The organism is Paraferrimonas sp. SM1919 (assembly GCF_010993985.1).
Lineage (GTDB): Bacteria > Pseudomonadota > Gammaproteobacteria > Enterobacterales > Shewanellaceae > SM1919.
The window spans coordinates 59,400-69,783 of the sequence record NZ_WINH01000021.1; the positions used below are offsets into that span (position 1 = coordinate 59,400).

General features: G+C 43.9%; 7 protein-coding genes and 4 tRNA genes. 7 read left to right on the forward strand and 4 right to left on the reverse strand.

Annotation, left to right across the window (positions count from 1 at the left end; genetic code table 11):
• Positions 1 to 140 precede the first annotated feature (140 nt).
• Positions 141 to 1,466, forward strand: coding sequence for a Na+/H+ antiporter NhaC family protein (locus GFB48_RS13255; protein ID WP_163936600.1), 1,326 nt, complete (start codon positions 141 to 143; stop codon positions 1,464 to 1,466).
• Positions 1,467 to 1,481: 15 nt separating this feature from the next.
• A complete protein-coding gene (locus GFB48_RS13260) occupies positions 1,482 to 1,997 on the forward strand; it encodes a YgjV family protein (RefSeq protein ID WP_163936603.1) in 516 nt (171 codons plus the stop codon).
• Here the strand turns inward: GFB48_RS13260 and GFB48_RS13265 are convergent.
• From GFB48_RS13265 to GFB48_RS13280, 4 genes are all read right to left on the reverse strand, one after another.
• Entirely contained in the window at positions 1,981 to 2,427 is a 447-nt protein-coding gene (locus GFB48_RS13265; RefSeq protein ID WP_163936606.1) for a DUF6515 family protein, read from the reverse strand. The two genes, GFB48_RS13260 and GFB48_RS13265, sit on opposite strands and share 17 nt — an antisense overlap.
• 259 nt (positions 2,428 to 2,686) lie before the next feature.
• Entirely contained in the window at positions 2,687 to 5,746 is a 3,060-nt protein-coding gene (locus GFB48_RS13270; RefSeq protein ID WP_163936608.1) for a multidrug efflux RND transporter permease subunit, read from the reverse strand.
• A 9-nt stretch (positions 5,747 to 5,755) separates the two neighbouring features.
• A complete protein-coding gene (locus tag GFB48_RS13275; protein WP_163936611.1) occupies positions 5,756 to 6,847 on the reverse strand; it encodes an efflux RND transporter periplasmic adaptor subunit in 1,092 nt (363 codons plus the stop codon).
• A 12-nt stretch (positions 6,848 to 6,859) separates the two neighbouring features.
• On the reverse strand, positions 6,860 to 7,462 hold the full coding sequence (locus tag GFB48_RS13280; protein WP_163936614.1) for a TetR/AcrR family transcriptional regulator: 603 nt from the start codon (positions 7,460 to 7,462) through the stop codon (positions 6,860 to 6,862).
• Positions 7,463 to 7,786: 324 nt separating this feature from the next.
• On the opposite strand from GFB48_RS13280, the gene rep reads away from it, so the two are divergent.
• The 5 genes from rep (at position 7,787) to GFB48_RS13305 (ending at position 10,383) form a co-directional block, all read left to right on the forward strand.
• Positions 7,787 to 9,802: a DNA helicase Rep gene (rep, locus tag GFB48_RS13285; RefSeq protein WP_163936617.1), complete on the forward strand. Its 2,016-nt coding sequence runs from the start codon at positions 7,787 to 7,789 to the stop codon at positions 9,800 to 9,802.
• A 194-nt stretch (positions 9,803 to 9,996) separates the two neighbouring features.
• A tRNA-Arg gene (locus GFB48_RS13290) sits at positions 9,997 to 10,073 on the forward strand.
• A gap of 24 nt (positions 10,074 to 10,097) precedes the next feature.
• A tRNA-His gene (locus GFB48_RS13295) sits at positions 10,098 to 10,173 on the forward strand.
• Positions 10,174 to 10,195: 22 nt separating this feature from the next.
• Positions 10,196 to 10,272, forward strand: a tRNA-Pro gene (locus GFB48_RS13300).
• A 34-nt stretch (positions 10,273 to 10,306) separates the two neighbouring features.
• A tRNA-Pro gene (locus GFB48_RS13305) sits at positions 10,307 to 10,383 on the forward strand.
• Position 10,384 lies beyond the last annotated feature (1 nt).

Consider the following 10,384-nt stretch of genomic DNA (forward strand, 5'->3'; position numbering starts at 1 on the left):
TGCCCGTCTAGACGTCTAGATTGACTTGAGGCTGTGTTTTTTTTATGCTGTGGCACTTATTCAATGGATCGAATTAGCAACCTTGTAGGTGGCATTGTTTTGCCTACACTATGTTAAACAAGTTATAACGAGAAACTAACGTGAGTGCTAACTCTTCAGCAACACCAAAAGCCAGTGTAATTGCATTGCTGCCCCTTTTAACCTTCCTACTCTTTTTTATTGGTGCGGGTCTATATTTCCAGTTTCAAGGTGTGGAATACGCTTTTTATGAATTGCCTTCTGCGGTAGCAACGATTCCGGCGATTATTTTGGCGGTGATCTTATCTAAAGAAAAGCTTAATGATGCTATCAATACCTTTATCAAAGGCATGGGTAATAGCAATATTATTGCGATGTGTATTATCTATCTACTTGCTGGAGCGTTTGCCAGTGTTGCTAAAGCCACAGGTGGCGTAGATAACACCGTTGCTATGGGCTTAAGTTTGATTCCCTCTGATTTTTTGTTGCCTGGTTTCTTTATTATTTCTGCTTTTATTGCGACTTCGATGGGTACTTCAATGGGCACCATTGCGGCGGTGGCGCCGATTGCCTTGGGGGTTTCTCAACAAGCCGGTATAGAGCCTGGTTTAATGGCTGGTGCAATGCTATCAGGGGCAATGTTTGGTGATAACCTTTCTATTATTTCTGATACTACGATTGCTTCTACTCGAACCCAGGGGGCTCGCATGACGGATAAATTCCGTGAGAACCTCATTTATGCGATTCCGGCAGCCTTGGTTACGTTATTACTTTATTGGCACTCTGGCGGTGGTTCTGTCCCAATGCTCCCAGAGGAATATAACTTCTTTAGCGTGATCCCTTATTTATCAATTCTTATTCTGGCGGTAGCGGGATTAAATGTATTTGCAGTATTGGTCATTGGTATCATCATGGCTGGCCTGAGTGGCATTATCCAGCATCAATATTCGATGATGGCAATGGTTAATGACATCATTGTCGGCTTTGAAAGCATGCAAGATATTTTCTTACTATCACTCTTGGTTGGTGGCTTAGCGGCGATGATGCAACAACAAGGTGGACTTGAGTTCATTCGTCAAAAGGTAGAAAACCTAATGGCAAAAATGGCTTCACAAGCTGGCAAAACATCAGCACGCTCGGCGGAGCTAGGTATTGCTGGTATTGTCTCTGTCAGTAACTTTTGTGTAGCCAATAATACCGTTGCGATTATTGTCAGTTCACAACTTGCTCGTGACTTAGCCGTTAAACATGATATTGCCCCGCGTCGCAGTGCCAGCATATTAGATATTTTCGCCTGTGTGGTTCAAGGTTTATTGCCATACGGTGCACAGGCTTTATTGTTAGCCTCAACTTTTACTATTACACCAGTAGAAGCCATCAGCCAAGGCTGGTATACGATGATCTTAGCCTTGATTGCCGTTATGGTAATTTTGAAACGTAACCGGTAATTATAGAATTATTGGATGGATAGTTCAGTTTTACTTATTACTGGGCAGGCCTTTGGCCTGCTCAGTTTTGCCCTCGGGGTGGCCAGCTTTAGCCAAAAGGATGACCTTAAGCTTAAACGGTTGATGTTGTTGCTCAATATTAGCCACTCCATTCATTATCTTCTATTAGGTGCGATAACGTCGTTAACTGGCGCACTTATTTCTTGCTTACGCACTTATCTTTCTATTCATATTCAGAGCAAATGGTTAGCCTTGGTGTTCGTTGCTTTAGCATTATTTTTGGGGGCTCAATATGCTCAAAGCAGTGCCGATTGGTTACCAATTATGGCGACAGCAGTAGGCTCAATAGGATTGTTTTGTTTAACGGGTGTGGCGATGAGATTGACGTTTGTTATCGGAGCCGTATTGTGGTTAGCAAATAATTTGGTGGTTGGCTCTGTTGGTGGGATTTTACTTGAACTGAGTATGATAGCGGCAAATTTGTGGACCATTTACCGCTTAACTCGAATGCCGATTAACGAAGAGGCTTAACGATAACGTACTTGCCATTGGCGAGTTGTGAATACCAGCGGCCATTGGCAACAAAATATTGCTCACCATGTTTGTGAACAACAGTGGCGCCAGCAGGCAAGCTATCAACTATCTTACCTATTTTTCCTTTATGCCTTGGTGGCTCGTCAACTAGATAGTATTCATCACCTTTTCTTTTGTAATATTCGCCGTCGATAATGGCATAACTAATACCAGCAATGACCGCCAGCGCGGCAGCTTCTGGGAGCCAATCCTTACGGTAGCGCTTGTGTCTTTTGTGATGATGAATAACATGCACTTCATCGTGATGTTTAGATTTATGCTTATGATGTTTGCTATGGCCCGGTGGTTCAAACCAAGGCTTAGCTACTGCCATGTTCGGTGTGATAAGTGCTGCAACTAAGGTTGCAATTATTGTTCTTGATTTCATTTGTTAACCTTAATTTGCTAGTAGATTAAAATGCATTCTACTGTATGTCGGTGAATCTAAGCTGAATGGCGCAGGCATAGAGGGCGGCTTCGCCTACGAGATCACTTCGTTTCGAGAGCGTCACTGCGTGACTTCGAGAACGCTGCTTCACAGCTCGAGAAATACGGATTCGGTTATCTTTATTCGGATATAAAAAAGGTTGCTTGTTAGCAACCCTTTTTGATTCTAATCGACTTTCGACTTTCGACTTTCGACTTTCCTAGTTTTCTTTAAACTCTGGCAATGGCTTGTGTTTTTCACCTAATAGGCTGTAAATCACCGGCAGTACAAACAGTGTAAAAAGTGTACCTAGGGCAAGGCCTGCCACAATCACAAGGCCAATGTTAAAGCGGGCTATCGCGCCTGCGCCTACCGCAAATAGCAGCGGTATTAAACCCGCCACCATTGCTGCAGTCGTCATTAAAATCGGGCGCAAACGAATGGTCGCAGCGTACTTAATCGCTTCTAGGCGGTTTAAGCCGGCATTAATTTGCTCTTCTTTGGCCACTTCACACATTAAGATACCGTGCTTGGTGATCAGACCCACTAGGGTAATCAAACCAATTTGCGAGTAAATGTTCATCGAGGTTAGGCCCGATAAATGGGTCCAGCCCATGGCAATTAACGCACCACTGATGGCTAACGGTACCGACACAAGAATGACTAACGGATCGCGGACCGACTCAAACTGACTGGCCAGTACTAAGAAGATCACCGCAATAGCCAAGGCAAAGGTAAGGTAAAGTGCAGAGCCTTCGCTCACATACTGACGCGCTTCACCCATAAAGTTATAGCTGTAACCCTTTGGCATGGCATCGGCCAGTTCGGTCATAAAGCTAATGGCATCACCCATCGCCATACCTGGCGCTACCGCACCTATGGTGGCAGAGTTCATTTGGTTAAAGTGCGACAGCGAGCGTGGCTGAGTTTTAATTTCAATCTCAACCAAGCTTGAAAGCGGGATCATACGACCATCAGCAGCCTTAACATAGTAGCCTTCAAGGGATTCTGGCCCTTGACGGTGTTGCCGTTCAACCTGGGTGATCACCTCGTAGGAGCGACCAGCAAGGTTAATACGGTTAATGTAACCGTCACTCATTAGGGTTGATAGCGTGATACCGATATCTTGCATGGTTATGCCGTAACTGCCTGCCATATCACGCTTGATATGCAGCTTCATGGTGGCCGAATCAAACTTAAGGTCTAGGTTTGAGAACACAAAACCTGGATTTGCTTGCACCTTCATTAGCATGTCATTGGCTACCTGAAATAATGATTCGAATGAATTTGAAGTGGTAATCACTAACTGAATCGGTAAACCACTGCCCGCACCTGGAAGCTCAGGCATTTGGAAGGTGGTTAAGGCAATACCAGGGATATCTTTTACCTGCTGGCCAACAAATTGCTGCATTTGTTTTTGGCTGCGTTCCCGTTCGGACCAAGGCACCAATGGTGCGATACCAAAGCTTTGGTTGGCATTGGGAATGCCGACCATAGCCAGTGATGCGGCTGTTTCAGGCTGTTCGCTAAGCATATTAGTCACCAACTCCATGTTGGCTTGGATGTAGTCTAAGTTGGCATTAGACAGGGCATTACCCATCATCATCAGTACCGACTTATCTTCGTTGGGTGCCAGTTCACTTGGAATAAGCTTAAATAGCACTGGCATACACAGGAAAGTCAGCACCGCAAAAATGATCACCGCTGGGCGGCGCTGCAGTACCACACCTAATAGTTTGTTATAGCCATTACTTAAGTTATCAAGATTGCTGTTTACCATCGCTTCAAAGCGGTTTGGTTTATCACTGTGTTTGAGTAGTTTGGCACACATCATAGGGGATAAGGTCAGTGCCACAATGCCCGAAATAAATACCGCGCCAGCTAGGGTTAATGCAAATTCTTTAAATAGCGAACCGGTAATACCATCCATTAAAGCAATCGGAGCATAAACGGCAGCTAGAGTAATGGTCATAGAGATAACTGGCATGGCGATCTCACGGGTACCAATAATGGCAGCCCTGAAGGGCGTTTCGCCATTTTTAAGATGCCTATCCACATTTTCTACAACAACAATAGCATCATCGACAACCAAGCCAATGGCTAATACCATCGCCAGTAGGGTCATTAGGTTTAAACTAAAACCAAAGGCAGACATCACCATGGCCACACCAATCAGTGACAGCGGAATGGTAATAATAGGGATGACTACCGCTCTTAATGAGCCTAAGAATAGAGTGATGACGATCACTACAATGATAGCAGCTTCAACAATGGTATTAATGACTTCATTAATCGATTCCTCAATGGCTTTGGTTTTATCATAAAGCAATTGCATCTCAATGGTGCTTGGGGTGTTGCGTTCAATTTCTGGTAATAAAGCTTTAATGTCAGCGGCTACGTTCAGCGGGTTTGCCGTTGGGGTAACATCAATGGCAACGACAACTGCTTCATTACCATTGGCCAGGGCGCGGTAGGTGTCATGGCTTTTCTCCATAGAGATATCGGCGATGTCACCAAGGCGAATAACGCGGCCTTGATTAGACCCCACAATTAGGCGGCTTAACTCTTCTGTGGTGGCAACCTGAGTATCAGCGGTGCCATTCATTAGGGTGTAAAAGCTGTTCGCTTGGCCTACTGCAGACTGGAAATTGTTGGCCTGTAGTACATTTGATACATCAGCGGCGCTCATGCCAAAGGCACCCATACGGGCGGGATCTAGCCAAATACGCATGGCGTATTGTATGCCACCGAACAGGTTAACTTTAGCGACACCATTAACAGTAAATAGTTTAGGGCGCACCACTCGCTCAAGGTAATCAGTGATCTGTGAAGCATTAATTTTTTTAGATGAGAAGCTAATATAAAGCACAGCCGTTTGTGAACCGGTACTCATCTCAACGGTAGGATCCATGGCCTCTCGAGGCAGTTTTGAGCGTACTGAATTCACTTTTGCCAATACCTCTGCTAATGCTCCATTAGGGTCGGTATTTAGCTTCATATTAACGGTAATTGTGGAGCGTCCAAGGAAAGACTGGGACGTCATAAAATCAATATTATCCGCTTGGGCAATGGCTTGCTCTAATGGTTGGGTAATAAAGCCCTGCATTAGGTCGGCATCGGCACCATAATAGCTGGTATTTACAGTGATCACCGTATTGGTCATTTCTGGGTATTCGCGTACCTGCAGCTTAAAGATGGAGTAAACTCCAAGCAGCAGAATCATCAAACTAATGGAGATAGCAAATACCGGTCTTTTTATAAATATATCGGTAAACTTCATCGGATTTTCCTACAGCTTAGGCATTTCGGTCGCAGTTAATGCTTTGTCTTCAACTTCTTTAACTAAAGCACCGTTACTAAGACGGATTTGCCCTGAAGTGACCACTGTAACACCTGCATCAATACCCGTTACATGGGCATGATTACCTTCACGTTCGAGCACTTTTACGTTAATTTCTTCAACCCGTGAATCACTGTCCACGGTAAATACAGAAGTACCATATAAGGTAAAGTTAATCGCCGTCTGTGGCAGTACGATTTGGTTTTCTAGCTTAGGCAGCATAATGGCTACTTTGGCAAACATGCCAGAGCGCAGCTTTTGTTGCTGGTTTGGAATTGCCGCCTGAACTTGAATAAGGCCGGATTGGGCAAATACTGCAGGTTCAATGGCGGCTATTTGGCCAGAAAATATCTCATTCTTAAAGGCTTCAACTTGTACCATAATTGGGGTGCCAACTGAAATTTTAGACAGTTCAGTTTGTGGTACGGTAAAGCGCAGCTTCATGGTCGAAATGTCTTCTAACTGAACCACATTGGTGCCAACATTAACGTATTGGCCAAGGTTAACTTCACGAATACCAATTAAGCCAGAGAATGGCGCACGGATTTGGCGACGATCGATGGTGGCTTTTAAAGATTCAATTTCAGCAAGCAGCTTTTGGTAGTTGGCATCGGCGGTATCTAAATCAGCCTTAGACACCGAATTATTTTTGTATAGGCGTTGCATACGTTGGTAGTCAGCTTTAGCCGCAGGTACGCGAACTTGAGCAGCCTTAAGGTTAGCTTGCTCGACCTTAGAATTGAGCTCAATCAGCGCATCACCTTGGCTTACTGCCGTGCCGTTAATAAAATTAATTTTACTGATTCTCCCGGCAGCTTCAGTTGCTAACATGACGCCTTGATTAGGTTCTATAAAGCCAATAGCATTAATGCTTGGCTGCCAATCTTGGTGCCTAGTGATGATAGTGGTGACCGGAAAATTGGGCTCGGGTCTATTCTTAAATGCCTCAATTTTTCCAGAGATAACAACAAAATTGTAATAACCCACCGAACCAAATAAGGCAGCGGCAAGTAAGATCATAAACAGGACCCACTTCTTCATAATAACGACTCTCTAAACAGCTTTGGGATTAATGGCAATGCTAGTCCAGGCTTGAAAACAAGCTTGTTCTAGCCAATCTTTGTCAAAGGTATAACCCAAACGAACGCGAGTACCTATGTTGGCTGTGGCAGCAAAACTGACAATAGCAAGCATTTGGTAATCTTTTGGGTACAGGATTCGGTTTTCAACACCATCCCTAAAGAACTCATCAAATTCGCTCAAGGTTGCCTCTAAAAGTTGTAAAGATTGCTTGGGATCTTCACTGGGCAAAGCAAGATATTGTTCAATAGAAAGTTGTTTGGGGTTGCGTTGAGTATGTAATTCCAGCAGGTTAAACCATACCTGGCGGAAAGTTTCATAATTACAATGTGTTAATTTCACGCCAGCGCTTATTTGTCTTAGATATCGAGTCGATAGCTGTTTTTTCAGTGACATTAATAGATCTTCTTTATCCTTGAAATAGCGATAAATCGTACCTGCAGCCACATTAGAAAGTCTTGCTAGCTTCGCCATTGATAGCTTGTCATAGCCCTCTGTTGCAATAATGGATTCTAGATTTTCTAAGATGATTAAGCGTTTATCTGACATAAAAAATAAAAATGAATGAACGTTCATTCATTTTAGTGATCTCAATCACATCTCACAAGGATAGATATGTCAGTAAATGATTCGGTTGTTTTAAATTTGGTTAATGGTCGCCTTAAGCAATTTGGTATAAAATTGCGTGTTTAGGGTCTGTTGATCTTTACTATTTGGATCGAAAGCAGTTTGTAAGTCTTTGCTGTTTATCCAAAAAGAAGAAGGTGACGCGAGTAATGTGTGGTTGTTCCACACCAATGAGCTTCAACCCAGTAGAAATGGCTAAAACGCTGGCCGCAGATTCACATAAAGTAAACATGCAAGGTCGACAGACTCAAATGACTAGGTAAGGGTAAAAGAGTGAAGTTAAATCCAGGGCAAGATAAAGCAGTACATTATGTCACTGGCCCATGTTTGGTGCTAGCGGGTGCAGGCAGTGGTAAAACCCGGGTTATCACTAATAAAATTGCTCACCTCATCCAAGATTGTGGTTATCGGGCCCGTAATATTGCGGCGCTGACCTTTACCAATAAAGCCGCTAGAGAAATGAAAGAGCGTGTGGCGCAGACCTTAGGACGTAAAGAAAGCCGCGGCCTGTGGATTTCTACTTTTCATACCTTAGGTTTAGATATTATTCGTAAAGAAAGCCATCACCTCGGATTAAAAGCCAATTTTACCTTATTCGATCAAACTGATGCGCTAGCGTTGTTAAAAGACCTAACCGAAGATGAACTAGACGGTGATAAGGATCTACTCAACAACCTTTTAAATCATATTTCTAATTGGAAGAATGATTTATTGTTGCCCAAGGGGGCAATGGCTCGCGCTAAAGATGCGCAAACTCAGTTATTCGCTAGCTTATATGAACGTTATCAGCGACATCTAAAGGCATATAACGCCCTCGATTTTGATGACCTGATTTTGATGCCAACACTGTTATTACAGCAAAATGAACAGGTTCGGGACAAATGGCAGCAAAAAATTCGTTACTTGTTAGTCGATGAATATCAAGATACCAATACCAGTCAGTACCTATTGGTGAAACTGCTGGTGGGCACTCGCGCCTTATTTACCGTGGTTGGCGATGACGATCAGTCGATTTATTCCTGGCGTGGGGCCAAGCCCCAAAACCTAGTACTGCTATCTAAAGATTTTCCAAGGTTAGAGTTGATTAAGCTAGAACAAAACTATCGCTCTAGTGGTTGTATTTTGAATGCAGCCAATATCCTGATTGCCAATAATCCCCATGTATTTGATAAGTCATTATTTAGTGAACTCGATTACGGAGAGAAAATGCGGGTCATTACTGCCCCCAATGAAGATCAAGAAGCGGATCGTGTGGTGGCTGAGATCATTCGTCATAAGTTTATGAACAACACCAACTATGGTGATTATGCGATATTGTACCGCGGTAACCACCAATCAAGGGTGTTTGAAAAGTCATTGATGACTAACCGTATTCCTTATCGGATGTCTGGCGGCACCTCATTTTTCTCGCGAGCAGAAGTCAAAGACATGATGGCTTATTTTCGATTATTGGTTAATCCAGATGATGATAATGCTCTGTTACGCATAATTAATACCCCTAAACGAGGTATTGGCCCCGCAACTTTAGAAAAAGTTGGCCAACTTGCTAATGAACTGAATTGCTCCATGTTTGCCGCGGCTTGTGATGTCAGGTTAAAGCATGTATTACCAAGTGCCGCCCATCATGCGGTAGAAAAGTTTGCTAGGATGATGGTTGAAACTGCCGATAATGCTGAGCGGGGAGATTCATTAGCTGCGGTAAAAGAGTTGGTAAGGCTAATTAACTACGAAGACTTTCTTTATGAAACTTCCCCAAGCCCAAAGGCGGCGGAAATGAAAATGAAGAACGTTTCAGAGTTGTATCGATGGATAACCGAAATGCTGGAAGGTGATGAGCTAGACGAGCCGATGACCGTCGAGCAAGCGGTGACACGTTTATGCCTGCGTGACATGATGGAGCGCAACAACGAAGAAGAGAATGGTGACCAAGTGCAATTGATGACGTTACATTCATCTAAAGGCTTGGAGTTTCCGTATGTGTTTATGGTAGGCATGGAAGAGGGGTTGCTGCCACATCAAACCAGTATCGACGATGGTGAGGTGGAAGAAGAAAGACGACTTGCCTATGTGGGGATCACCCGAGCTCAGCAAGTGCTATGGTTTACCATGTGTCGTGAGCGGCGACAATTTGGGGAAAGCATTCGTTGTGAAGCAAGCCGATTTTTACATGAGTTGCCACAAGACGACCTAATTTGGGAAGGTCAGCAAAGACAACAAATCTCGGCACATGAGAATCAACAAAAAGGTAAAGCCAACATCGCAAACTTAAGGGCAATGTTGAATAAATAAATTTAATTTTTTTGTTAGTGAGTGTCGTTGATTGTAATGACAATGATTTAAACTAAGCCAATTCAAGTTAATAGCTGGCTAAATCAGCCAAAGTTTGAACAAACGCAACAAAAAAGCGAATTTTTTACTGGACGAAGCAATGGTGAAACCGTATTATACGCGCCACTGCTTCGGCGGTGACACTGGAAGGACGAGCGCCTATAGCTCAGCTGGATAGAGCGCACCCCTCCGGAGGGTGAGGCCGGAGGTTCAAATCCTCCTAGGCGCGCCAGATCAGTGTTTAGAGTAATCAGTGGTGATTGTAGCTCAGTTGGTAGAGCCCCGGATTGTGATTCCGGTTGTCGTGGGTTCAAGTCCCATCAGTCACCCCACTTTACTTTTGAAAAATGATATCGGTGATTAGCGCAGTTTGGTAGCGCATCTGGTTTGGGACCAGAGGGTCGGGGGTTCAAATCCCTCATCACCGACCAAATTTAAAGTCCATATAAATGGCAAAGTACAATTCGGTGATTAGCGCAGTTTGGTAGCGCATCTGGTTTGGGACCAGAGGGTCGGGGGTTCAAATCCCTCATCACCGACCAA

Bases quoted from the DNA above. Each gene is read 5' to 3' on its own strand.
- GFB48_RS13265 (WP_163936606.1), bottom strand. From the start codon at position 2,427: ATGAAATCAAGAACAATAATTGCAACCTTAGTTGCAGCACTTATCACA.
- GFB48_RS13270 (WP_163936608.1), bottom strand. From the start codon at position 5,746: ATGAAGTTTACCGATATATTTATAAAAAGACCGGTATTTGCTATCTCC.
- GFB48_RS13260 (WP_163936603.1), top strand. From the start codon at position 1,482: ATGGATAGTTCAGTTTTACTTATTACTGGGCAGGCCTTTGGCCTGCTC.
- GFB48_RS13280 (WP_163936614.1), bottom strand. From the start codon at position 7,462: ATGAACGTTCATTCATTTTTATTTTTTATGTCAGATAAACGCTTAATC.
- GFB48_RS13275 (WP_163936611.1), bottom strand. From the start codon at position 6,847: ATGAAGAAGTGGGTCCTGTTTATGATCTTACTTGCCGCTGCCTTATTT.